This is a genomic window from Pseudomonas sp. UYEF17 (genome assembly GCF_040546125.1).
GTDB classification, from domain to species: domain Bacteria; phylum Pseudomonadota; class Gammaproteobacteria; order Pseudomonadales; family Pseudomonadaceae; genus Aquipseudomonas; species Aquipseudomonas putida_Z.
This window is the reverse complement of sequence record NZ_JBEPNE010000033.1, coordinates 1-26,198: the sequence shown is the minus strand read 5'-3', so window position 1 is coordinate 26,198 and position 26,198 is coordinate 1. Positions and strand designations below refer to the sequence as shown.

The window sequence follows — 26,198 nt, the reverse complement described above, 5'->3', positions numbered from 1 at the left end:
CATGGCACCTGCGGCATTCAGCTTGTCATTCACCGCTCTCACTCCAGATTTTAATCCCTCATCAAGACACAAGCGGGTTTACCCGCGAAGAGGCCGGCACAGCTTTACACCGCAAGAAAGCACAAGAATCCCCAGCCCCCCCTGGCGTACACTCGCGCCCCTGCCCTGCCTCCGGAGACCGTTGTGAGCCCCATCGCCCTAGCCCGCCTGCTGACCCTTGCCGCCGTCTGGGGGGCGAGCTTCCTGTTCATGCGCATCATCGCCCCCGAGCTGGGCACGGTGCCGACGGCGTTCTTCCGTGTGTCCATCGCCTGCCTGGGCCTGGTTGCACTGCTCGCCGCCGCCCGCGTGCGCTGGGACTTCCAGGGCAAGCTCGGCGCCTGCCTGGTGCTGGGCATGATCAACTCCGGTATCCCCGCCACGTTCTACTCCGTGGCCGCCCAGGTGCTGCCTGCCGGCTACTCGGCAATCTTCAACGCCACCACGCCGCTGATGGGTGTGCTGATCGGCGTGCTGTTCTTCCGCGAACCGATGACCCTGGCCAAGCTCTGCGGCATCTTCCTGGGCCTGTTCGGCGTCGGCATCCTCAGCGGCGCCGGCCCGGTGGCCCTGGACCTGGCCCTGCTGCAAGGCGCCCTCGCCTGCCTGGCGGCCACCACCTGCTACGGCTTTGCCGGCTTCCTCGCCCGCCGCTGGGTCAGCGGCCTGGACAGCCGCCTGTCGGCACTGGGCAGCATGCTCGGCGCCACCCTGATGCTGAGCCCGCTGTTCGCCTGGAGCGCGCTGAGCCAGCCACCTGCCAGCTGGGGCGGCTGGCAGGTGTGGCTGTCGCTGCTGGGCCTGGGCCTGCTGTGCACAGCGTTCGCCTACATCCTGTACTTCCGCCTGCTGGAGGAGATCGGCCCGGTCAAGGCCAGCACCGTGACCTTCCTGATCCCGGTATTCGGCGTATTGTGGGGGGCGTGGCTGCTGGACGAACCGTTGTCGATGGCGCACCTGTACGGCGGCCTGCTGATTGGCCTGGCATTGTGGCTGGTGCTGCGCCCGGCACGCAGCTGAAACGGGGTACAGGATGAACGACGCGTACAAGAAGGTCCTGTTCCGCCTGGAGCAGGACGAAAACGGCTACCCGCCCGCCTCGGTCGAGGGCCTGTGGGCCAAGGCCGTGGAAGGCGGCTATGCCGTCGACAACATTCCCTTCCATGTCTACGGCATCGCCCCGGGCGACGTGATCGGCACCCGTGAGGAAGCCGGCGAAACCTGGTTCGCCGAACTGCGCCACAGCAGCGGCAGCTCGGTGTTCCGGGTTATCGTCAAGCCCCCGGAAACCCTGGACCAGGTACGCGCGGCCTTGCACGACTTCGGCTGCAACTGCGAAACCGAGCAGGCGGTGAAGATGCTGGCGGTCGAGGTCCCGCCGCAGCGCTCGCTCGACACCTTGCTCTACTACCTGCTCACCCAGCGCGAAGCCGGCCTGCTGGACTTCGAGGAAGGCGTACTGCGCCACGCCATCCCCGAAGAATTCCGCTAGGGCCTACGCCTCGGCCAGGCGCGCGGCGGGCTTGCGGAACACGAACAGCAAGCCCACCACGATCAGCCCCATGCCCAGCAGGCTGAGCGGCGCCAGGCGGTTGCCGAAGATCAGCAGGTCCATCACCGCGGTCACTGCCGGCACCAGATAGAACAGGCTGGTGACATTGACCAGGTTACCCTTGGCGATCAGCCGGTACAGCAGCAAGGTCGCCAGCAGCGAGACCACCAGCCCCATCCACAGCAGCGCGCCGACGAAACCGCCAGTCCATTCCACATGCAGCGGCTGCAGCGGCGCGAACAACGCGCACATGGCAAAGCCGGCCAGGTACTGCAGCGGCAGCGTGCCCATGGGGTTGTCGGTGATGCGCTTCTGCAGGATCGAGCCGAAGGTCATGCTGGCCAGCGCCAGCAAGGCGAACAGCATTCCCGCCAGTGACACCCCGCCCAGGTTGATGCCCTGGTAGACCACCATGATCAACCCGCCAAGCCCCAACCCCAGGCCGAACAAGCGGCTCCAGGAGCGCTGGCGCTCCATCAGCACCACGGTCAGGATCGGTTGTACCCCCATCACCGTGGCCATGATGCCGGGGGTGACATGGGTATCGAGCGCCAGCAGGTAGAAGATCTGGTAGGCGCCGAGCAGCACACAGCCAGTGCCCAGGGCCCGCAGGATGGCCCCGCGACTGCGCGGCCAGCGCAGCCCCAGCAATGGGCCGATCAGCAGCAGGCCGGCCAGGGCCAGCGCCGAGCGCAACAGCAGGAAGGCAAACGGGCTGGCATGCGCCAGGCCGAGCTTGGAGACGATCGCCCCGCTGCTCCACAGCAGGACGAACAGGCTGGTAGTGGCCGCCGAGGCCACGGATGCTTTGCTAAAGACAGACATGTATTGCCACCTGATTCAAGGCGAATAAGCCAGACGGACGGCGTGCGCTTCAGCGTGGGAAGTCGCCGACCGTGTTCAGTAGGTTGCGTGTGCGAAGGGATGCGGCCAGAAGCCGATCAGCCCAGCACGACCACGCAAGGAGGCGGAGCTACGCCGCCTACGACGCCACTGACAGGTGGTGGTGGATAGTGACTGATCATCGCCGGCTGCTGGCAGCCACGCACGACCATGCCCGCGACTGGCGCGATGGCAAAGCTTGTGGTGGCTGGGCTGGCTGGCATGAACAGGTCTTCGGGAAGAGAACAATGGGCTGGACTATAGCCCGGTGCCCCATGCCTTGCAACCACTGCCTACGGTACTCGCGGGAACAGCTTTTGTGGGAGCGGCCTTGTGTCGCGAAAGGGCCGCAGAGCGGCCCCAGCAATATCTGCGGCGAAGCTGAGAGTGTGGGGCCGCTGCGCGCCCCTTTCGCGACACAAGGCCGCTCCCACAATAAGACCGCGCTACCTTGGATGTTGGTTAATTTCTCACCACCCCGATTCGTCTGAATGCGAAACGCAGCCCGCATTCACCCGTTTCGAGGACCACCGATGAACGTATCCGCCTGGCTCTACCGGCCAGCCCAGATCACCTGCCTGCTGCTGGTCAGCGCCTACGCCCACGCCGCCAAGCCCGGCGATGTGTTCAAAGACTGCAAGGACTGCCCCGAGATGGTCGTGCTGCCCGCCGGCAGCTACGTGATGGGGGCCCCTGACGACGAAGTCGGCCGCCAGCCCGACGAGGGCCCGCTGCACACCGTGACCTTCGCCAAGCCCTTCGCCATGAGCCGCTACCAGGTCACCGCCGGCGAACTGGACGCCTACATCAAGGCCACCGGCACCGTCATCAAGAGCGGCGACGACCGCCCCGGCCGCTGGTGCGAAGCCAGCAAGCCCAGCTACAAGCAAGGCCCCCGCCAGCCGGCGGTGTGCGTCGACTACGACGAAGTGCAGGCCTACACCCGCTGGCTGGCGAAAACCACCGGCAAACCGTACCGCATGGTCAGCGAAGCCGAACGCGAATATGCCGCCCGTGGCGGCTCCAGCGGCCCGTTCCCCTTCCCCTTCGACGAACCGGGCAAGTACGAGATCAGCAAGCACGCCAACACCTATGGCCCCAAGGACGGGCATACCTTCACCGCCCCGGTGGGCAGCTACCCGCCCAATGCCTTCGGCATGTACGACATGCACGGCAACGTCTACGAATGGGTCGCCGACTGCTACCACGACAGCTACGAAGGCGCCCCCATCGACGGCAGCGCCTGGATCCAGGACCCCAAGTGCATCCGCGCGCACATGCGCGGCAACGACTGGGGCGAACCGCCGATCTTCTCACGCTCGGCCAACCGCAACGACCGCCTCAAGACCACCCGCGGTGACTTCCTCGGCTTTCGCGTAGCACGCGAACTGTGAAGTTGTGACGCGGTTAACGCAGCACCGGCCAAAAAAATCGCCAATAAGAATCGTTCCGGTTTTTCACAGGTGCTGCGTCCTATAGCTGACATAGAAAAAAACCCTCTGCCAACGAGACCGCAATAGATGTCCAAGTCCCTCCCCGGCCCGCTCAACCCGCTTGCCAAAGCATTACTGATCCGTCATTCCCTTCGTCCCCAGCGCGCGCTCACACGCATCGGCCTGGGCCTGGCGATATCCGCTGCGATGGTTGCCCAGGTGCAGGCGCAGGAGTGGACGCTGGATATTCCTGCGCAGTCGATGAATTCGGCGTTGCAGGCACTGGCCAGGCAGACCGATACCCAGTTGCTGTACAGCCCGGAGGACATCAGTGGGCTGCGCTCCACGGCCCTCAAGGGCCGGCATGACCTGCAGTCTTCGTTGCGGACATTGCTGCAAGGCACCGGGCTGCGTTACCAGATCGATGGCAACACCGTGACGGTGACGGCCAGTTCGGGCGCACAGGCCGGCCAGGTCGAGCTTTCGGCGACCAACGTCAATAGCGTGGGCCTTGGTGCCACTACCGAAGGCACGGGCTCCTACACCACCGGTGTGACCAACACCGCGACCAAGATGAACCTGTCGATCCGTGAAACGCCCCAGTCGATCAGTGTGATCACCCGCCAGCGCATGGACGACCAGCAGCTCAACAGCGTGACCCAGGTGCTCAACCAGACACCCGGCATCACCATGTCCCAGGACGGTGGCCTGCGCTACAACATCTATTCCCGCGGCAGTGCCATCAACACCTACCAGCTTGACGGCGTGACCACCACCCAGGAAAACCAGACCCGCAACATGCCCAGCACGTTGCTGGACATGACCCTTTACGACCGCGTCGAAATCGTCCGCGGCGCCACCGGTCTGATGACCGGCGCGGGTGAACCCGGCGGTGTGGTCAACCTCATTCGCAAACGCCCGACCCGCGAATTCCAGTCGCATATCCAGGGCACTGTCGGCTCCTGGGACTCCTACCGCAGCGAAGTCGATGTTTCCGGCCCCTTGACCGAGGGTGGCAACCTGCGCGGGCGCATGGTGGCAGCCAAGCAGAAAAGCGGCAGTTTTCGCGACTGGTACAAGGAAGACAAGGACATCCTCTACGGCGTTCTCGAAGCGGACCTGAACGACGACACCCTGGTACGTTTCGGCGTCGACTACCAGAAGTTCAAAGCCACCGGTTCACCGGGTGTACCGTTGTTGTTCACCAACGGCAAGCAGACCAACTTCTCCCGCTCGACCAGTTCCGGCGCCCGCTGGATGTACGACGAGCTGGAAACCACCAACTATTTCATGGCCGCCGAGCATTCCTTCGCCAATGACTGGCAAATCAAGCTGGCCGCGAACTACATGGATTCCAATCGCGATAACTACAACGGCTCTTATCAGACCTCTTCGGGCCGAGCATGGATCAATGAAGAAACCGGCGCTGCGCGAATGCTGCGTTACAACGCTGAAGCCGACCAGACCCAGCGCGGCCTGGACCTGACACTGCAAGGGCCTTTTTCCCTGTTCGGGCGCACTCACGAGTTCATCACCGGCTTCAACTACCAGGATTACAAGAACGATCACACCGGTTATGACGTTGGTACCACAACCGTCAACTTCTATGACTGGGACAACTACCTGCCTCGGCCAACCGAGACTGGCGCACTTGGGGAAATTCTCAACATCAAGAGCAGCCAGCGCGGCACCTACGCGGCATTCAAATTCAACCTGATGGATGACCTGAACGTAATCGTAGGCGCGCGCACCTCCGACTATGACTACGACTATTACTACTGGCCTACCTCATTCGGCTCGCCGGACGTCAAGATGCACGAGCGGGGTGAAGTAACACCGTACGCGGGCATCATCTATGACCTGACCCCCGAGCAATCGGTGTATGCCAGCTATACCGATATCTTCAAGCCACAATCCAACCTCGATCGTAACGGTTCGGTCATTGGCCCTGTCATAGGCAGCAACTACGAAGTGGGCTGGAAAGGGGCGTTCTACGACGGGCGTCTGAACGCCAGTACGGCACTGTTCCTGGTCAAGCGTGACAACCTGGCGGTGGAGGACAGCGGAGAGATCGTGCAAGGCACGCTCGACCAACAAGCCTACAAGGGCGCAAAGGGTACCGAGACCAAGGGTATCGACCTTGAGTTGTCGGGTGAGGTCTTGCCTGGTTGGCAAGTCATGACCAGCTACAGCCATGCCCGCACGGAAGACGCCGAGGGCGAGCGCCAGCTGACGCAGTACTCCATGGACACTTTCCGCTTCTGGAACACCTATCGCTTCCAGGGTGACTGGAACAGGCTGACCGTGGGTGGCGGGGTGTCCTGGAACTCCAGCATGTCGCTCTACTACAACAGCCTCAAAGCCCGAGCCACCCAGGATGACTACACCGTTGCCAGCCTGATGGCGCGCTATCAGGTCACCGACCATCTGGCCGCCACTCTGAACCTGAACAACATCTTCGACGAGAAGTATTACTCGGGTATCGGCGGCAGTGTTGGCCATTACGGTGACCCGCGCAATGCCACCATGAGCCTGCGCTACGACTTCTAGGCCGACAGCCACCTGTACCGTTGTAATCGAAGCGGCGTCATCCACACAGGATGACGCCGCTTTTTTCGTCTCGGTGGCGACACTGCCGACATGAAAAAACCTGTGGGGCCCACGTTGAACGCGGGCCCCACAGGTCATTCAGCCGGCCTTGCCGGGTCACCCCATGACCGGCTCCGCCACCAGCCTGGCCGCAAGCCCCTCGATCACGTCCGGATGCTTGAGGATGTCATAGTGACCCGCTGCAACCGCGTGGTTCTCACCGCTTCCGTGAACCGCGAAGCGTTGGCCATGGTCACCTGCCCACCAGCACAAGGCAGCGGCGCGGGTTGCCGGCAATGCCGGCAACCGTTCCGACAACGCCTTGAGCCGCATCGCCACGGCAAAGGTGTGGGCCAGTTCGGCGCTTTCGACACTGGCGAAGGCCGACGCTACCTGCAGCCCCGAGCGTGCCTCTTCGATCAGCCGCTCAAGCAGCGGCACACCACTGCCCGCCGCAACGGCAGGCAGCACCAGCTGTTCCTTGGCCAGCCCCAGCAGCACACTCAGGAAGCTGCCAAGGTCGGCACTCCAGTCCGCTGCCGGCGTCGCCGGCGCACCGGTGGGGATGAAACTGTCGACCAGGCCAAGCAACGATACTTGCTGGCCCTGGGCTTCCAGCTCCTGGGCCACCAGCACCGCCAGCGTGCCACCCAGCGACCAGCCGGCAAGCTGGTATGGCCCTTCGGGCTGCTTCTGGCGAATGTACTGGGCATAGTCGATCGCCATGGCCTGCAACGAATCATCCTGCCAGTTGCGATCGAGCAGCATGCGGCATTGCACGCCGTAGACGCTGCAATGCCCTTCCAGCCGGCGCGCCAGCGGCTCGTAGTCGAACACCGTGCCAAAGCCGGCATGCAGGCAGAACAGCGGCCTGGCCCCGGCTACCCGGCTGTTGAGCAGCAACAGCGGGTCAAGGGCGACGTCGGCATCGGTATAGCCGGAAAGCTCGCCAATGGTGGGCCTGGCCATGACATCGCGCAGTTTCAGCTCGATCGACAGGTCGGGCCGTGCTCGTACCTTCGACAGCATCTTCAGCACGCGCAGCGAATCGCCCCCCAATTCGAAGAAGTTGTCATCGACACCAACTTCATCCACCTCCAGCACTTCCTGCCAGATGGCCGCCAGCGCCTTTTCCGTGTCATCGCGCGGAGCCACCCGCACCGGGCGCCCGGCCAACTCCGGGGCCGGCAGCGCCTTGCGATCGATCTTGCCATTGGGCGTGAGTGGAAACGCCGGCAGCAATACCCACTGGGTCGGCACCATGTAGTCCGGCAGGTCGGCACGCAAGGCGTCACGCAATGGCGTAGCGGAAGTCACCCCATTGCCGGTGACCAGATACGCCACCAGTTGCTTGCCGGTAGCGCCCTCCCGGGCCACCACCACAGCATCCCGCACATCCGCCAGATTACGCAGCCGTGCTTCGACTTCCCCGGGTTCGATGCGGAAACCGCGAACCTTCAACTGGTTGTCCAGGCGGCCGATGAAATCGATCACGCCATCCGCCCGACGGCGCACCCGGTCACCGGTGCGGTACAGCCGCCCGCCCTGGGCAAACGGGTCGGCGACAAAGCGCTCGGCGGTCAGGGACGGGCGCTGGTGATACCCGCGCGCCACACCCTCGCCACCAATGTAGAGTTCCCCGGCCACGCCATCGGGCACCGGGTTCAGGCCCTGGTCCAGCACATGCAGCGTGCGCTGGCCAACCCGCTCACCGATCGGCGCATACACCGCCTGGCATGACTGCTGCGCCGATACTTTCCACAACAGGGGGGTCACGACCGTTTCGGTAGGCCCGTAGCCATTGGTCAGGAACTGCGGGCGCAAGGTCCGCTTGACCAGTTCGAACAGTGCATCGGGCACTGCGTCACCGCCAAAGCAATAGATGCGCACCGGCGGTGCGGCCTCCTGGCGGGTTTGCGCGAACTCGGCCAGTTGCTGCAGATACGCCGGCGGGAAGCAGGCAATGTCGATGCGCTCGGCATGCAGTACCTGCCAGGTTTGCTCGGCAGTCCACAGCTGGCTACCGCGCACCACCAGGCAGCCGCCTGACGACAAGGTCGACAGCCAACGCTCCTGGGCACCGTCGAAAGCGAACGACATGAACAACAGCTCGCGAGTGCTTTCATCCATCTGGTAAAGGCGGGCGATTGCCTGGCAGTGCATGCCGATCTGCCCGTGGCTGACCGCCACGCCCTTGGGCTTGCCGGTAGAGCCAGAGGTATAGATCAGGTACGCCAGGTTGGTGTCGTGCACCATCACCTGAGGGGCATCGGACGGCAAGCTGGCGATAGCCAGAAGGTCCAGCTCCACGCAGTGCTCCACCCCGGCAAAACGCTGGCGCAAGCCGCTGCTGGTCACCAGAAGGTGCATGGCCGAATCCTCGACAATCCACTGCAAGCGGTCCTGCGGGTAGTCGATATCCAGCGGCACATAGGCGGCGCCGGTTTTCATCACCGCCAGGAATGCCACGATCACCTCCACCGAGCGTTCCAGGGCGATGCCCACCGTAACCTCCGGGCGCGCTCCCAAGGCAATCAGGTGGTGTGCCAGGCGGTTGGCACGCTCATCCAGTTGGGCGTAGCTCAACTGTCGCTCGCCACAGGCCACCGCAATTGCCTCTGGCCGCGCCTGGGCATGCCGGGCAATCAGCTCGGCCAGCCTTGGCATGGCCTGCTCGCATGGCTGCAAGCCGTTGCGAGCCTGGGCCTGCTGCGCTTGCGCCGGGGTCAGCATGTCCAGGCTGCCCACGGTGGCGTGAGGGTTGTCGAGCATGCCCTCGAGCAGCCGTTCGAAACTGCCACGAATGCTGTCGGTGGCTTGCTCCGTGAAGCGGTTGCGCAAGTAGAGGAACTCGACCGAGAGCGTCTCGCCCAGATGCACCGCCAGGTCCATGGCGTAGTTGGTCACGTCGCGGTTGCTCACCTCACCGAACTGCAGCGAGCCACCACCACCCTCCTGCAGGCGTTCGTCCACCGGGTAGTTCTCGAACACCACGATGCTGTCGAACAACGCTTGCCCGGCCTGCCCTGCCCAGCGTTGCACATCGGCCAAGGCTGCATGTTCGTGGTCGCGCAGTTCCAGGTTGCAGGCCTGCAGTTGCTGCAGCCAGTCGACAATCCGCTGCTGCGGTTGGGGCGTCTGCACCACCGGCAAGGTGTTGATGAACAACCCCAGCATTTCGTCGGCACCGGGCAAGCCGGCTGGCCGGCCCGCCACGGTGGCGCCGAAGCACACCGTGGCTTGCCCGGTATAGCGCTGCAGCAGCAGCAGCCAGGTCGCTTGGATCAAGGTGTTTGGGGTGATGCGCAAGCGCTGGGCCTGCTCGCGCAGTTGCCGGGTACGCGAGGCATCCCAACGCAGGTACAGCGCGGCGTGCCCCTGCAGGTCTGCCGCCGGGCGAGCCGCTAGGCTGTCCGCCAGCCAGGTGGGGCTTTCCAGCTCTTGCAGCTTGCCTCGCCAGAACTGCTCCAGCGCCGCCTTGGGCTGCCCGGCAAGCCAGCGGATGTAATCGCCAAACCGCCCTGCCGGCGCTCGCGCAGGGTGGCCATGGTAAGTCTGCAACACCTCGCCAAGCAGCCGCGAGGTACTCCAGCCGTCCATCAGTATGTGATGACGGGTCCACAGCAGGTGCAAACGTTCGTCGTCCAGCCGCACCAGGGTCAGGCGCATCAACGGTGCGACACTCAGGTCCAGGCCTTGTGCGGCATCGGCCTCGGCCAGCGCCTGCAGCATCTGCGCACTTACCGAGCGGTCGCGCCAGTCATGCACGACCACCGGCAATTCGACCTTGCGGTAGACAAGCTGCAAAGGTTCGGCCAAGTGGGGCGCCGACCAGAAGGCACTGCGCAGGATATCGTGACAGTCGATCACCTGCTGCCAGGCTGCCACGAACCGTTCGATTTCCAGGCCTTTGACTTCCACCGAAGTCTGGTTGATGTAAAGCGCGCCTTCAGGCCCCTGCAGCGAATGGAACAGCATGCCCTGCTGCATCGGCGACAGCGGGTAGATATCGGCCACCTGCCGTGCAACTGCCGGCAGCTCATCCAGCTGCTGTTGGCGCAGCGCGGCCAGTGGGAAGTCCGAAGGCGTTACACCACGGTTGCCAGGCTCGCAGCAATGAGCGATCAGCGCGCCAAGCTCTGCGGCATAGTCATCTGCCAACTTTTGCATGACAGCGGTGTCGTAGCGCTGCGCACTGAAGGTCCAGCCAAGTTTCAGCTCGCCGCCGTATACCTGGCCGTTCAGGGCGATCTGGCTATCGAGTGGCGCATCGGCTGGTTTGGCCGCACCGCCGTATTCCCGCGCGGGTGCGAACAAGCCCGACTGCTCGTCGAAACTGCCGTCGAACTGCCCGAGGTAGTTGAACACGATCTCGCCCTGAGGCAACGCAGCCAGGGCCTCACGCGCACCAGCCGGCCCCATGTACTTCAGCGCGCCATAGCCCAGGCCTTTGTTCGGCACGGCCCGCAGTTGCTCCTTGACCGCCTTGATCGATTCGGCGATCCCGCCCAGCGGGCTCAACTTCACTGGGTACATGCTGGTGAACCAGCCCACCGTGCGGCTCAGGTCAATGTCATCGAACAGGTCTTCCCGGCCATGGCCTTCCAGCCTGACCAGCACCTCCGGCCGCTCGGTCCAGCGGGCGATCACCCGAGCCAGGGCTGTCAGCAGCAGGTCATTGATCTGCGTGCGATAGGCCGCAGGGGCATCGTGCAACAACTGCCGGGTGGCTTCGCGGCCCAGCCGCGTGCTGACCGACGCAGCGTGCTGCTGCTGGTTGCCGCCCAGCGCATTGGCGCACGGCAGGTGGTCGCTGGTGCCCTGCAACTGCGCTTGCCAGTAGGCAAGTTCCGCTTGCAGCGCCTCGCTCTGGGCATAGGCCTGCAGGTGCTGCGCCCAGGTCTTGTAGGCGCTGGTCTTGGCTGGCAATTGCACCGGCTGTCGGTTGCCCAGGGCCTGGTAGGCCTGTTGCAGGTCCTCCAGCAACAGGCGCCACGACACGCCATCTACCGCCAGGTGATGAATGACCAGCAGCAGACGCTGGCTGCCATCGGGCAGGCTGGCCAGCAGCGCACGGACCAGCAAGCCTTGCTGCAGGTTCAGGCTGCGTTGGGCCTGGTCAGCGAGTGCGGACAACGCCTCCTCGTCCGCGCACGCATGCTCCCAGAGTATCCGCGCCTGCTGCTGTGGCTTGTACTCGGCTTGCCAGGCCCCCGCCTGCTGCTCGAAGCCCAGGCGCAGTGCATCATGATGGGCGACCAGTGCCAGCAACGCGTCGTGCAGGCGGTCCGCTTGCAGGGGTTCGCTGGGTGTCAGCAGAATCGACTGGTTCCAATGCCCACGCTCACCAATGTCGGCCTCGAAGAACCATTGCTGAATCGGTGTCAGCGGTGTGCTGCCCGTGATCGGCCCTTGCTCGCCAATACCTTCGAGAACACGCCGCGCCACCGTGGCCAGGCCTTGTACGGTCTGATGCTGGAACAGTTGCTTGGGGGTGAACTGCACGCCGGCCTGGCGGGCCTTGCCCACGACTTGCAGGGAAACGATGGAGTCGCCACCCAGTTCGAAGAAGTTGTCGCCAAGGCCTACCCGCTCCAGTTTCAGCACATCGGCCCAGATCGCCGCGATCTGTTGTTCCAGTTCACTCTGCGGGGCCACGTATGCCGCTTGCAGCAGGCTGGCGTCCGGTTGCGGCAATGCACGGCGGTCCAGCTTGCCGTTGGCGGTCAACGGCAGTTTGGCCAGGAACAGCAGGTGGGCCGGCACCATGTAGTCCGGCAGGCTCGCCTTCAGCGCAGTGCGCAGTGCCTCGCGCTCGGCAGCCTGGGCCTCGGTGCTGGCCATCACGGCCGCATCGGCAGGCACCACATAACCCACCAGCTGCTTGCCGCCCGGGCCGTCCTGGGCCAGTACCACGCCCTGGGTCACGTTGGCTTGCGCCTGCAACCGCGCCTCGATCTCGCCCAGTTCGATGCGAAAACCTCGAATCTTCACCTGATGGTCGATCCGCCCCAGGTACTCCACCGCCCCCGCGCCGCCGTAGCGGGCCAGGTCGCCCGAGCGGTACAGGCGACCACCCTGGCTGTCGAACGGGTTCGGCACGAAGCGTTCGGCGGTCAGCCCCGGGCGCCCGTGATACCCCCGCGCCAGGCCGGCCTGGCCGATCACCAGTTCGCCGTGGCTGCCCGGGGCCACCGGGTTCAGCGCCGCATCCAGCAGGTACCACGACAGGTCCGGGATCACCTCGCCGATCGGGCTGCTCGCGCCCTTGGCCAGGTCGGCCTGGGTGATCGGCCGGTAGGTCACGTGCACCGTGGTTTCGGTGATGCCGTACATGTTGATCAGCCGTGGCTGCCGGTCGCCGAACACCTCGAACCAGGGTTCGAGGCTGCTCACGTCCAGCGCTTCGCCGCCGAACACCACATGCCGCAGGGCCAGGCCCTGCCCCTGCCGCGCTGCCGCGCAGGCCACCGGGATCAACTGGCGGAACGCCGACGGCGTCTGGTTCAGCACCGTCACCTGCTCGCGCTGCAGCAGCGCATGGAAGTCCTCGGTGGAACGCGCCACATCCTTGGCCACCATCACCGCCCGGCCGCCATACAACAGCGCGCCGAACAGCTCCCATACCGAGAAGTCGAAGGCGTAAGAGTGGAACACCGTCCACACGTCACTGGCGTCGAAACGGAACCAGCCCTGGGTCGCCGCGAACAGCCGGACCACGTTCTGGTGCGGCAGCAGCGTGCCCTTGGGCTTGCCGGTGGAGCCGGAGGTGTAGATCACGTAGGCCAGGTTCTGCGGAGCTACTTCGATATTCGGGTTAGCGTCGCTGTAGCCGACCAGAGCTTGTTCATCCAGCTCCAGGCACTCGATGGCGGCGGGAATTGGCAGCACCTCACGCAGGTGTGCCTGGGTCAGCAATAAAGTGATGCCGCTATCAGCAAACATGTAGGCCAGACGGTCTTCCGGGTACTCCGGGTCCAGCGGCACATAGGCACCACCGGCCTTGAGAATGCCCAGCAGGCCGACCACCATGTCCAGGCTACGCTCCATGGCGATGCCTACCAGCACATCAGGGCCAACGCCGAGCTCGATCAGCTTGTGCGCCAGCTGGTTGGCCCGGCGGTTCAGTTCGCCGTAGCTCAGGGTCTGCTCACCGAAGCTGACTGCCGGGGCCTCGGGGGCGGTGGCCACCTGGGCCTCGATCAGCTCATGAATGGTTCGCTCATCCGGGAAGGCGGCGGTGTTGCGGTTCCAGTCACGCAGCACCGCCTGCTGCTCGTCCTCGCCCAGCAACGGCAGCTCACTGATGCGCTGGCCCGGTTGGCGCACGATGGCTTCGAGCAGGTTGAGCCAATGCCGCGCCATGCGCTCGATGGTGCTGGTGTCGAACAGGTCGGTGGCGTACGTCAACGAAGCCCCGATGCCCTTTTCATGCTCGGAGGTGTCCAAAGCCAGGTCGAACTTGGCGGTGTGGTTGTCCCAGGCCAACTCCTCCATCTCCAGCCCCGCTATACGTCGGGGCTCGCCCTTGGCCTGGGTCTGATGGTTGTACAACACCTGGAACAGCGGATTGTGGCTCAGGTTGCGCTCCGGTTGCAGCGCATCGACAAGTTGTTCGAACGGCAGGTCCTGATGGGCCTGGGCGCCCAGGGCACGTTGCCTGACCTGTTGCAGCAGCTCGCTGAACGTCAGTTGCACATCGAACTCGGCACGCAGCACCTGGGTGTTGACGAAGAAGCCGATCAGGCGCTCGGTCTCGACCCGGTTACGGTTGGCAATCGGTACCCCAACGCGGATATCAGCCTGGCCCGAGTAGCGATGCAGCAGGGTCTGGAAGCTGGCCAGCAGCAGCATGAATGGCGTCACGCCCTGCTGCTGGGCAACCCGTCTCAGGTTGGTGGCCAGCTCATCGCCCAGCACGATCGGCAACCGTGCCCCTCTGTGGCTCGGCATGGCCGGGCGCGGATGGTCCAGCGGCAGCTCCAGCACCGGTTGCTCATCGCCCAACTGTTCGGTCCAGTAGGCCAGTTGCCGCGCCTGCTCGCCGGCCTCCATCCAGCTACGCTGCCAAATGGCATAGTCGGCATACTGGATCGGCAGGGCCGGCAGTTGCGTTACCTTGCCCTGGCTGAAACCTTGATAGAACTGCACCAGTTCATTGACCATCACCGGCATCGACCAGCCGTCGGCGACGATATGGTGCAGGGTCAGCACCAGCACGTGCTGGTCCGCCGCCAGGCGCAGCAGCCGGGCCCGCAGCAGCGGCCCCTGCTCCAGGTCGAAGGGTTGCCCTGCTTCGGTCTCGACCCAGGCCCGCACAGCGTCCTCGTCGGCGTTTGCCTGCTCTTCGATGACCAGCTCGAACGGCACTTGAGCATGAATGACCTGCACCGCCTGCTCACCGTCGCGACGGAACGTGGTACGCAGGGTTTCATGTCGCTCGATCAAGGCCGCGAAGGCCAGTTGCAGCGCTGTGGTATCCAGATTCCCCTTGAATTTCAAGGCAGCCGGGATGTTGTAGGTGGCACTGGCAGGCTCCCATTGCCACAGGAACCACTGCCGTTGCTGGGCGTATGAAAGCGCCGGCAACGGATGCTCGCCGCGCACCTCGGGGATCGGCAACTGGGCCAGGCTCATGCCCTTCGCCGCCAGTTTCTCGAGGAAGAGTTTGCGCTGTGGCAGCGGCAGGCCGATGAAGCGCTGCACCAGGGCCATGTTTCTGTTATCCGTTTGCATTTCAGACTGCCTCAAGCTCGCTCATGAAGTCCTGGAGTTCATCCAGGTCTGCATCGCTATGGGTATTCAAGCCATTGATCATTGCTGCGTAGTCCTGCAGCGTTTGCGCCTGGAACAACAACGCCAGGGGCAGGCTCGTGCCAAGCTCGACCTGTAGCCGCGCCATGACCTGGGTAGCCAGCAAGGAGTGCCCACCCAGTTCGAAGAAGTTGTCGCCAAGGCCTACCCGCTCCAGCTTCAGCACATCGGCCCAGATCGCCGCGATCCGTTGCTCCAGTTCGCTTTGCGGCGCGAGGTACGCGCGCTGCAACTGGCTGGCGTCCGGTTGCGGCAATGCACGGCGGTCCAGCTTGCCGTTGGCGGTCAACGGCAGTTTGGCCAGGAACAGCAGGTGGGCCGGCACCATGTAGTCCGGCAGGCTCGCCTTCAACGCAGTGCGCAGCGCCTCACGCTCGGCAGCCTGGGCCTCGGTGCTGGCCAGCACGGCCGCATCGGCAGGCACTACATAACCCACCAGCTGCTTGCCGCCCGGGCCGTCCTGGGCCAGCACCACGCCCTGGGCCACGCTGGCTTGCGCCTGCAACCGCGCCTCGATCTCGCCCAGTTCGATGCGAAAACCTCGAATCTTCACTTGATGGTCGATCCGCCCCAGGTACTCCACCACCCCCGCGCCGCCGTAGCGGGCCAGGTCGCCCGAGCGGTACAGGCGGCCACCCTGGCTGTCGAACGGGTTCGGCACGAAGCGTTCGGCGGTCAGCCCCGGGCGCCCGTGATACCCCCGCGCCAGGCCAGCCTGGCCAATCACCAGTTCGCCATGGCTGCCCGGGGCCACCGGGTTCAGCGCCGCATCCAGCAGGTACCACGACAGGTCCGGGATCACCTCGCCGATCGGGCTGCTCGCGCCCTTGGCCAGGTCGGCCTGGGTGATCGGCCGGTAGGTCACATGCACCGTGGTTTCGGTGATGCCGTACATGTTGATCAGCCGTGGCTGCTGGTCGCCGAACACCTCGAACCAGGGCTCGAGGCTGCTCACATCCAGCGCTTCGCCGCCGAACACCACATGCCGCAGGGCCAGGCCCTGCCCCTGCCGCGCTGCCGCGCAGGCCACCGGGATCAACTGGCGGAACGCCGACGGCGTCTGGTTCAGCACCGTCACCTGCTCGCGCTGCAGCAGCGCATGGAAGTCCTCGGTGGAACGCGCCACGTCCTTGGCCACCATCACCGCCCGGCCGCCATACAACAGCGCGCCGAACAGCTCCCATACCGAGAAGTCGAAGGCGTAGGAGTGGAACACCGTCCACACGTCACTGGCATCGAAACGGAACCAGCCCTGGGTCGCTGCGAACAGCCGGACCACGTTCTGGTGCGGCAGCAGCGTGCCCTTGGGCTTGCCGGTGGAGCCGGAGGTGTAGATCACGTAGGCCAGGTTCTGCGGAGCTACTTCGATATTCGGGTTAGCGTCGCTGTAGCCGACCAGAGCTTGTTCATCCAGCTCCAGGCACTCGATAGCGGCCGGAATTGGCAGAGCCTCACGCAGGTGTGCCTGGGTCAGCAATAAAGTGATGCCGCTATCAGCAAACATGTAGGCCAGACGGTCTTCCGGGTACTCCGGGTCCAGCGGCACATAGGCACCACCGGCCTTGAGAATGCCCAGCAGGCCAACCACCATGTCCAGGCTGCGCTCCATGGCGATGCCCACCAGCACATCCGGGCCGACACCGCGCTCGATCAGCTTGTGCGCCAGCTGATTGGCCCGGCGGTTCAGTTCGCCGTAGCTCAGGGTCTGCTCGCCGAAGGTGACTGCCGGGGCCTCGGGGGCGGTGGCCACCTGGGCCTCGATCAGCTCATGAATGGTTCGCTCATCCGGGAAGGCGACGGTGTTGCGGTTCCAATCACGCAGCACCGCCTGCTGCTCGTCCTCGCCCAGCAACGGCAGCTCACTGATGCGTTGCTCGGGCTGGCGCACGATGGCTTCGAGCAGGTTGAGCCAATGCCGCGCCATGCGCTCGATGGTGCTGGCGTCGAACAGGTCGGTGGCGTAGATCAGTGCCGCACCGATCCCCTGCCCGTCTTCGTAGGTATCCAGGCTCAGGTCGAACTTGGCGGTGTGAGTGCTCCAGTCCAGGCCGGACATTTCCAGGCCCGGCAAGCGGTGCTGGCTGCCCTTGAGCTCGGTCTGGTGGTTGTACAGCACCTGGAACAACGGGTTGTGCCCAAGATTGCGTTCCGGCTGCAAGGCTTCGACCAGCTGCTCGAATGGCAGGTCCTGGTGGGCCTGCGCGCCCAGAACACGTTGCCTGACCTGTTGCAGCAACTCGCCGAACGTCAGCTGCACATCGAACTCGGCACGCAGCACCTGGGTGTTGACGAAGAAGCCGATCAGGCGCTCGGTCTCGACCCGGTTGCGGTTGGCCGTGGGCACACCAACACGGATGTCGGCCTGGCCCGAGTAGCGATGCAGCAAGGTCTGGAAGCTGGCCAGCAACAGCATGAACGGCGTCACGCCCTGCTGCTGGGCAACGCGCTTGAGGTTGGCCGCCAGCTCATTGCCCAACTCAATCGGCCAACGCGCGCCTTGGTGGCTCGGTACAGCCGGGCGCGGATGGTCCAACGGCAGCTCCAGCACCGGTTGCTCATCACCCAATTGTTCGGTCCAGTAGGCCAGCTGCCGCGCCTGCTCACCGGCCTCCATCCAGTTGCGCTGCCACACGGCAAAGTCCGCGTACTGGATCGGCAAGGGCGGCAACTGCGGCACCTGGCCCAGGCTGTAGCCGGCATACAGTTGCACCAGCTCGTCGACCAGCAACGGCATCGACCAGCCGTCGGCGACGATATGGTGCAGGGTCAGCACCAGCACGTGCTGGTCCGCCGCCAGGCGCAGCAGCCGGGCCCGTAGCAGCGGCCCCTGCTCCAGGTCGAACGGTTTCCCCGCTTCGGACTCGACCCAGGCCCGCACAGCGGCCTCGTCGGCGTGCGCCTGCTCCTCGACGACCAGCTCGAACGGCAGCTGGCCATGAATGACCTGCACCGCCTGTTCGCCGTCCAGGCGGAAGGTGGTGCGCAGGGTTTCGTGGCGCTCGATCAAGGCGCCGAAGGCTTGTTGCAGGGCAGCGATGTCCAGCGCCCCGGCCAGCTTCAGTGCGGCCGGAATGTTGTAAGTGGCGCTGTGCGGTGCCCATTGCCACAAGAACCACTGCCGTTGCTGGGCATAGGAAAGCGCCAGCGGCTGCTCCCGGGAAACCCGCCCAATGACGCTGGAGCAAGCCTGCTCACCTTGCGCTGCAAGCCTGGCGAAGTCGGCCAGGCTCGACGTTTCGAACAGCGCGCGCAACTGCAGCTCCACGCCCAGGCTCTGACGTACCCGGGAGATCACCTGGACGGCGAGCAAGGAATGCCCACCCAGTTCGAAGAAGTTGTCGCCCAGGCCTACCCGCTCCAGTTTCAGCACATCGGCCCAGATCGCCGCGATCTGTTGTTCCAGTTCACTCTGCGGGGCCACATATTCCGCTTGCAGCAGGCTGGCGTCCGGTTGCGGCAATGCACGGCGGTCCAGCTTGCCGTTGGCGGTCAACGGCAGTTTGGCCAGGAACAGCAGGTGGGCCGGCACCATGTAGTCCGGCAGGCTCGCCTTCAACGCAGTGCGCAGCGCCTCGCGCTCGGTAGCCTGGGCCTCGGTGCTGGCCATCACGGCCGCATCGGCAGGCACCACATAACCCACCAACTGCTTGCCGCCCGGGCCGTCCTGGGCCAGTACCACGCCCTGGGCCACGCTGGCCTGCGCCTGCAGCCGCGCCTCGATCTCGCCCAGTTCGATGCGAAAACCTCGAATCTTCACTTGATGGTCGATCCGCCCCAGGTACTCCACCACCCCCGCGCCGCCGTAGCGGGCCAGGTCGCCCGAGCGGTACAGGCGGCCACCCTGGCTGTCGAACGGGTTCGGCACGAAGCGCTCGGCGGTCAGCCCCGGGCGCCCGTGATACCCCCGCGCCAGGCCCGCCTGGCCGATCACCAGTTCGCCATGGCTGCCCGGGGCCACCGGGTTCAGCGCGGCATCCAGCAGGTACCACGACAGGTCCGGGATCACCTCGCCGATCGGGCTGCTCGCGCCCCTGGCCAGGTCGGCCTGGGTGATCGGCCGGTAGGTCACATGCACCGTGGTTTCGGTGATGCCGTACATGTTGATCAGCCGTGGCTGCCGGTCGCCGAACACCTCGAACCAGGGCTCGAGGCTGCTCACGTCCAGCGCTTCGCCGCCGAACACCACATGCCGCAGGGCCAGGCCCTGCCCCTGGCGCGCTGCCGCGCAGGCCACCGGGATCAACTGGCGGAACGCCGACGGCGTCTGGTTCAGCACCGTCACCTGCTCACGCTGCAGCAGCGCATGGAAGTCTTCGGTGGAACGCGCCACGTCCTTGGCCACCATCACCGCCCGGCCGCCATACAACAGCGCGCCGAACAGCTCCCATACCGAGAAGTCGAAGGCGTAGGAGTGGAACACCGTCCACACGTCACTGGCATCGAAACGGAACCAGTCCTGGGTCGCCGCGAACAGCCGGACCACGTTCTGGTGCGGCAGCAGCGTGCCCTTGGGCTTGCCGGTGGAGCCGGAGGTGTAGATCACGTAGGCCAGGTTCTGCGGAGCTACTTCGATATTCGGGTTGGCATCGCTGTAGCCGGTCAGGTCTTCGACATCCAGATCCAGGCTGTGCAGGCCAACCAGGATCGGCAGGGCTTCACGCAGGTGCGACTGGGTCAGCAGCAAGGCAATGCCACTGTCGGCGAACATGTAGCTGAGGCGGTCCTCCGGGTACTCCGGGTCCAGCGGCACATAGGCACCACCGGCCTTGAGAATGCCCAACAGGCCAACCACCATGTCCAGGCTGCGCTCCATGGCGATGCCTACCAGCACATCAGGGCCGACACCGCGCTCGATCAGCTTGTGCGCCAGCTGGTTGGCCCGGCGGTTCAGTTCGCCGTAGCTCAGGGTCTGCTCGCCGAAGGTGACTGCCGGCGCCTCGGGGGCGGCGACCACCTGGGCCTCGATCAGCTCATGAATGGTTCGCTCATCCGGGAAGGCGGCGGTGTTGCGGTTCCAGTCACGCAGCACCGCCTGCTGCTCGTCCTCGCCCAGCAACGGCAGCTCGCTGATGCGCTGGCTCGGTTGGCGCACGATGGCTTCCAGCAGGTTGAGCCAATGCCGCGCCATGCGCTCGATGGTGCTGGCGTCGAACAGGTCGGTGGCATAGGTCAGCGAAGCCCCGATGCCCTTTTCGTGCTCGAATGTATCCAGGGACAGGTCGAACTTGGCCGTATTCGTGCTCCACTCCAAGCCGGACATTTCCAGGCCCGGCAAGCGGTGCTGGCTGCCCTTGAGCTCGGTCTGGTGGTTGTACAGCACCTGGAACAACGGGTTGTGCCCAAGGTTGCGCTCAGGCTGCAAAGTTTCGACCAGTTGCTCGAATGGCAGGTCCTGGTGGGCCTGCGCGCCCAACGTGCGCTGGCGCACCTGTTGCAGCAGCTCACCGAACGTCAGCTGCATATCGAACTCGGCACGCAGCACCTGGGTGTTGACGAAGAAGCCGATCAGGCGCTCGGTCTCGACCCGGTTGCGGTTGGCCGTGGGCACACCAACACGGATGTCGGCCTGGCCCGAGTAGCGATGCAGCAAGGTCTGGAAGCTGGCCAGCAACAGCATGAACGGCGTCACGCCCTGCTGCTGGGCAACGCGCTTGAGGTTGGCCGCCAGCTCATTGCCCAACTCAATCGGCCACCGCGCGCCTTGGTGGCTCGGTACAGCCGGGCGCGGATGGTCCAACGGCAGCTCCAGCACCGGTTGCTCATCACCCAACTGTTCGGTCCAGTAGGCCAGCTGCCGCGCCTGCTCACCGGCCTCCATCCAGTTGCGCTGCCACACGGCAAAGTCCGCGTACTGGATCGGCAAGGGCGGCAACTGCGGCACCTGGCCCTGGCTGTAGCCGGCATACAGTTGCACCAGTTCGTCGACCATCACCGGCATCGACCAGCCGTCGGCGACGATATGGTGCAGGGTCAGCACCAGCACGTGCTGGTCCGCCGCCAGGCGCAGCAGCCCGGCCCGCAGCAGCGGCCCCTGCTCCAGGTCGAACGGTTTCCCCGCTTCGGTCTCGACCCAGGCCCGCACAGCGGCCTCGTCGGCGTACGCCTGCTCCTCGACGACAAGCTCGAACGGCAGCTGGCCATGAATGACCTGCACTGCCTGCTCGCCATCCAGGCGGAAAGTGGTGCGCAAAGTTTCGTGACGCTCGATCAAGGCGCCGAAGGCCTGTTGCAGGGCGGCGATATCCAGCGCCCCGGCCAGCTTCAGTGCGGCCGGAATGTTGTAGGTGGCACTGTGCGGTGCCCATTGCCACAAGAACCACTGCCGTTGCTGGGCGTAGGAAAGCGCTAGCGGCTTCGCCCTGCTCACGCATTCGATGACAGCAGCCTGTGCCCGTTCACCGTGCTCGGCACGTTTGGCAAAGTCCCTCAACACCGGAGCCTCGAACAGGGTAAGCAACTGCACGTCCAGCCCCAGGTGCTGACGAATGCGGGCAATCACCGAAACTGCCAGCAGGGAATGCCCGCCCTGCAGGAAGAAGTGGTCGCCGAGGCCGACCCTCTCCACCTTCAGCACATCGGCCCAGATCGCCGCGATCTGCTGCTCCAGATCGCTCTGCGGGGCGACGTACTCGCCCTGCGACTGGCTGGCATCCGGCTGCGGCAGGGCCTTGCGGTCCAGCTTGCCGTTCGGCGTCACTGGCAGCTTGCCGAGCAGCAGCAGGTGCGCGGGCACCATGTAGTCCGGCAAACCGGCCTTCAGCGCCTCGCGCAGGCTGTCGCGCAATGCGCCTTCGTCTTGCGTGCTGTCGGCAGGCACCACATAGCCCACCAGCTGCTTGCCGCTTGGCCCGTCCTGGGCCAGCACCACGGCTTCTTGCACACTCGGCAGCTCCAGCAAGCGCGCCTCGATCTCGCCCAGTTCGATACGCAGGCCGCGGATCTTCACCTGGTGGTCGATGCGCCCGGCGTAGTCGATCACGCCATCGGCGCGGTAGCGCGCCAGGTCGCCGGTACGGTACAGGCGCCCGCCGTTGTCGCTGAACGGGTCCGGCACGAAGCGTTCGGCGGTCAGCGCCGGGCGTTGGTGGTAACCGCGGGCCAGGCCTACGCCGCCGAGGTACAGCTCGCCAGCACTGCCGCGCACCGCCGGTTGCAGGCTGCCTTCGAGGATGTGGGTCTTGAGGTTGTCGATCGGCTGGCCGATCGGCACGCTGATGCTTTCGTCCGGCTGGCAGGTCCAGTGGGTCACGTCGATCGCCGCTTCGGTCGGGCCGTACAGGTTGTACAGGCCCGCCGCCGGCAGGCGTTGCAGGGTCTGGCGGGCCAGTTCGGCCGGCAACGCTTCACCGCTGCACACCACGCGCTTGAGACTGACGCAGCTTTCGACCGCTTCGTGGGTCATGAACGCCTGCAGCATCGACGGCACGAAGTGCAGCGTGCTGATGCCGTGGTGGTTGATGGTTTCGACCAGCAGCTGCGGGTCGCGGTGCGCGCCGGGCTGGGCCACGACCAGGCGCGCGCCGGTCATCAGCGGCCAGAAGAACTCCCACACCGACACGTCGAAGCTGAACGGGGTTTTCTGCAGCACGCTGTCGCTGGCGTCCAGGCCGTAGGCCTTCTGCATCCAGCACAGGCGGTTGACCAGCGCCTGATGGCTGTTGCCAGCGCCCTTCGGGCGACCGGTGGAGCCGGAGGTGTAGATCACGTAGGCGAGGTTCAGCGGGGCCACATCGATGTTCGGGTTGGCATCGCTGTAGCCGTCGAAGTTCTCGGTGTCCAGGTCCAGGCTGCGCAGGCCGGCCGGGATCGGCAGGGTCTCGCGCAAGTGCGACTGGGTCAGCAGCAAGGCGATGCCGCTGTCCTCGAACATGTAGCTCAGACGGTCCTGGGGATATTCCGGGTCCAGCGGCACATAGGCGCCACCGGCCTTCACGATACCCAGCAGGCCGATGACCATCTCCAGGCTGCGCTCCATGGCGATGCCCACCAGCACGTCCGGGCCCACGCCCTGCTCGCGCAGCTTGTGCGCCAGCTGGTTGCTACGGCGGTTGAGCTCGGTATAGCTCAGGGTCTGCTCGCCAAAGGCCAGCGCCGGGGCATCCGGGGTGGCGAACACCTGGGCCTCGATCAGCTGATGGATGCTGTGCCCTGCTGGAAAGTCCGCTTCGGTGGCGTTCCAGTCGCGCACGATGATGTGCCGCTCAGACACGTCCAGCAGCGGCAGGTCGGCAACCCGCTGCCCAGGCTCGCATACGATCCCCTGCAGCAGGTTCAGCCAATGCCGGGCCATGCCCTCGATGGTCGCCGCGTCGAACAGGTCGGTGGCGTAGGTCAGTGCCGCGCCAATGCCCTGCTCATGCTCGAAGGTGTCCAGGGTCAGGTCGAACTTGGCGGTGTGGCTGTCCCAGACCAGCTCTTCCATCTGCAGCCCTTGCAGGCTACGGCGCTCGCCCTTGGCCTGGGTCTGGTGGTTGTACATCACCTGGAACAGCGGGCTGTGGCCCAGGTTGCGCTCGACCTGCAAGGCCTCGACCAACTGCTCGAACGGCAGGTCCTGATGGGCCTGGGCACCCAGTGCGCGTTGCTTCACCTGCTGCAGCAGGTCAATGAAGGTCATCTGCAGGTCGAACTCGGCCCGTAGCACCTGGGTGTTGACGAAGAAGCCGATCAGGTGCTCGGTCTCGACCCGGTTGCGGTTGGCAACCGGTACACCGACGCGGATGTCTGGCTGGCCGCTGTAGCGGTGCAGCAGCGCCTGGAAGCTGGCCAGCAACAGCATGAACGGCGTCACGCCCTGCTGCTGGGCCAGCTGCTTGAGCGCCCCGGCCAGTTGCTGGTCCAGAGCGACCTTTACCCGTGCGCCCTGATGGCTGCTCACGGCGGGCCGCGGGCGGTCGGTGGGCAGCTCCAGCACGGGCTGCTCTTCCCCCAGTTGCGCGGTCCAGTAGGCCAGTTGCCTTTCCTGCTCGCCGGCCTCCATCCAGTTGCGCTGCCAGGTGGCGTAATCGGCGTACTGCACCGGCAGTGTCGGCAACGCCACGGGTTGGCCCTGGCTGTGGCCGTAGTAGAGCTGCACCAGCTCGTTGACCATTACCGGCATCGACCAGCCGTCGGAGACGATGTGGTGCAGGGTCAGCACCAGCACATGTTCGTCTGCTGCCAGGCGCAACAGGCGCATACGCAGCAGCGGGCCCTGCTGCAGGTCGAAATGCAGGTGGGCTTCGGCCTCGACACGCTGACGCAGGTGGCTGTCATCGGCCTGCGCCAGCACTTCAACGGCCAGTTCGAAAGGGACATGTGGGTGGATCACCTGAACCGCTTGTTCCCCTTCCAGGCGGAAGGTGGTACGCAGCGTTTCGTGGCGTTCGATCAGGGCCTCGAAACTGCGCTGCAGGGCTTGGGTATCCAGGTGGCCTTTGAAACGCAAGACGGACGAGAGGTTGTACGCGCTGCCCACCTCGCCCAATTGCGACAGTATCCACAGGCGCTGCTGAGCGTAGGAAAGCAGCACCGGCTCTGCAGGATCCCTCGGGAAGATCGGCGTGACACCGTACAGGTTCACGCCTTGTTTCTTGAGCAAGGCTGCCAACGCCTTACGTTTTTGGGTGGACAACGATACGACCGTATCGAGCAGCTCTTGCACAGGGAATCTCCTAAGAAATCAGCTCATCAATTTCCTCCGTAGTTAGACGGTTGAGTGGTGGCATGGATTTAGATGGAAATTCGGGGGAGGCAGCGCCCGGTGCATGTACAGCGTCAGCCTGATACCTGCACCGAACCCACTTCCCATGGCACTGCACATAACTCATTGAATTGGCAGGGCCCCTGTGGGACTCGGAAGCCTGCGCCATACCCGTGGGAGCGGGCGCGCCCGCGAACACCGGCGTAGCCGGTGCCATCCACCGCGTCGCCTGCTTCGCGGGTAAACCCGCTCCCACAGGGCCCCCACCAGCTGAAGGAATGCGCCATACCTGTGGGAGCGGGCGCGCCCGCGAACACCGGCGTAGCCGGCGCCATCCACCGCGTCGCCTGCTTCGCGGGCATGCCCGCTCCCACAGGGACCCCACCAGCTGTAGGAATGCGCCGTACCTGTGGGAGCGGGTTTACCCGCGAACACCGGCGCAGCCGGTGCCATCCACCGCGTCGCCTGCTTCGCGGGTGAACCCGCTCCCACAGGGTGCCCATCAGCTGAAGGAATGTGCCGTACCTGTGGGAGCGGGTTTACCCGCGAACACCGGCGTAGCCGGTGCCATCCACCGCGTCGCCTGCTTCGCGGGCATGCCCACTCTCACAGGGACCCCACCAGCTGAAGGAATGCGCCGTACCTGTGGGAGCGGGCGCGCCCGCGAACACCGGCGTAGCCGGTGCCATCCACCGCGTCGCCTGCTTCTCGGGCATGCCCACTCTCACAGGGACCCCACCAGCAGAAGGAATGCGCCGTACCTGTGGGAGCGGGTTTACTCGCGAACACCGGCGCAGCCGGTGCCATCCACCGCGTCGCCTGCTTCGCGGGCATGCCCGCTCCCACAAGGGCCCCACCAGCTGAAGGAATGCGCCGTACCTGTGGGAGCGGGCGTGCCCGCGAACACCGGCGCAGCCGGTGCCATCCACCGCGTCGCCTGCTTCGCGGGTGAACCCGCTCCCACAGGGACCCCACCAGCTGAAGGAATGTGCCGTACCTGTGGGAGCGGGCGCGCCCGCGAACACCGGCGTAGCCGGTGCCATCCACCGCGTCGCCTGCTTCGCGGGCATGCCCGCTCCCACAGGGCCCCCACCAGCTCAAGGAATGCGCCATACCTGTGGGAGCGGGCGCGCCCGCGAACACCGGCGTAGCCGGTGCCATCCACCGCGTCGCCTGCTTCTCGGGCATGCCCACTCTCACAGGGACC

8 protein-coding genes are annotated in these 26,198 nt (G+C 65.1%); 4 read left to right on the top strand and 4 right to left on the bottom strand.

The genetic code is table 11. The features are described 5' to 3' along the window. Positions 1 to 183 precede the first annotated feature (183 nt). Both ABIB24_RS26285 and ABIB24_RS26280 read left to right on the top strand, forming a co-directional pair. Complete coding sequence (locus ABIB24_RS26285) at positions 184 to 1,059, top strand: DMT family transporter (protein ID WP_025340189.1); 876 nt, start codon at positions 184 to 186, stop codon at positions 1,057 to 1,059. Between the two features lie 13 nt (positions 1,060 to 1,072). After that, positions 1,073 to 1,531, top strand: coding sequence for a DUF4265 domain-containing protein (locus ABIB24_RS26280; RefSeq protein WP_025340190.1), 459 nt, complete (start codon positions 1,073 to 1,075; stop codon positions 1,529 to 1,531). A gap of 3 nt (positions 1,532 to 1,534) precedes the next feature. Here ABIB24_RS26280 and ABIB24_RS26275 read toward each other — a convergent pair whose 3' ends face one another. Both ABIB24_RS26275 and ABIB24_RS26270 read right to left on the bottom strand, forming a co-directional pair. Beyond that, the gene (locus ABIB24_RS26275; RefSeq protein WP_041505660.1) at positions 1,535 to 2,416 is read right to left on the bottom strand and encodes a DMT family transporter; all 882 of its coding nucleotides are present in this window, start codon (positions 2,414 to 2,416) and stop codon (positions 1,535 to 1,537) included. Positions 2,417 to 2,532: 116 nt separating this feature from the next. After that, a complete protein-coding gene (locus tag ABIB24_RS26270; protein ID WP_170978868.1) occupies positions 2,533 to 2,697 on the bottom strand; it encodes a hypothetical protein in 165 nt (54 codons plus the stop codon). 309 nt (positions 2,698 to 3,006) lie between these two features. On the opposite strand from ABIB24_RS26270, the gene pvdO reads away from it, so the two are divergent. Together pvdO and ABIB24_RS26260 are read left to right on the top strand one after the other, a co-directional pair. Beyond that, a complete protein-coding gene (gene pvdO / locus ABIB24_RS26265; RefSeq protein ID WP_137164614.1) occupies positions 3,007 to 3,867 on the top strand; it encodes a dihydropyoverdine dehydrogenase in 861 nt (286 codons plus the stop codon). Between the two features lie 126 nt (positions 3,868 to 3,993). Next, a complete protein-coding gene (locus tag ABIB24_RS26260; protein WP_354317646.1) occupies positions 3,994 to 6,456 on the top strand; it encodes a TonB-dependent siderophore receptor in 2,463 nt (820 codons plus the stop codon). Between the two features lie 156 nt (positions 6,457 to 6,612). Here the strand turns inward: ABIB24_RS26260 and ABIB24_RS26255 are convergent, their stop codons facing one another. Together ABIB24_RS26255 and ABIB24_RS26250 are read right to left on the bottom strand one after the other, a co-directional pair. After that, positions 6,613 to 15,210, bottom strand: coding sequence for a non-ribosomal peptide synthetase (locus ABIB24_RS26255; protein WP_354317644.1), 8,598 nt, complete (start codon positions 15,208 to 15,210; stop codon positions 6,613 to 6,615). Between the two features lie 22 nt (positions 15,211 to 15,232). After that, entirely contained in the window at positions 15,233 to 24,952 is a 9,720-nt protein-coding gene (locus tag ABIB24_RS26250) for a non-ribosomal peptide synthetase (protein WP_354317642.1), read from the bottom strand. Between the last annotated feature and the right edge of the window lie 1,246 nt (positions 24,953 to 26,198).

Bases quoted from the DNA above. Each gene is read 5' to 3' on its own strand.
- ABIB24_RS26260 (WP_354317646.1), top strand. From the start codon at position 3,994: ATGTCCAAGTCCCTCCCCGGCCCGCTCAACCCGCTTGCCAAAGCATTA.
- ABIB24_RS26275 (WP_041505660.1), bottom strand. From the start codon at position 2,416: ATGTCTGTCTTTAGCAAAGCATCCGTGGCCTCGGCGGCCACTACCAGC.
- ABIB24_RS26280 (WP_025340190.1), top strand. From the start codon at position 1,073: ATGAACGACGCGTACAAGAAGGTCCTGTTCCGCCTGGAGCAGGACGAA.
- pvdO (WP_137164614.1), top strand. From the start codon at position 3,007: ATGAACGTATCCGCCTGGCTCTACCGGCCAGCCCAGATCACCTGCCTG.
- ABIB24_RS26270 (WP_170978868.1), bottom strand. From the start codon at position 2,697: ATGCCAGCCAGCCCAGCCACCACAAGCTTTGCCATCGCGCCAGTCGCG.
- ABIB24_RS26255 (WP_354317644.1), bottom strand. From the start codon at position 15,210: ATGGCCCTGGTGCAGCGCTTCATCGGCCTGCCGCTGCCACAGCGCAAA.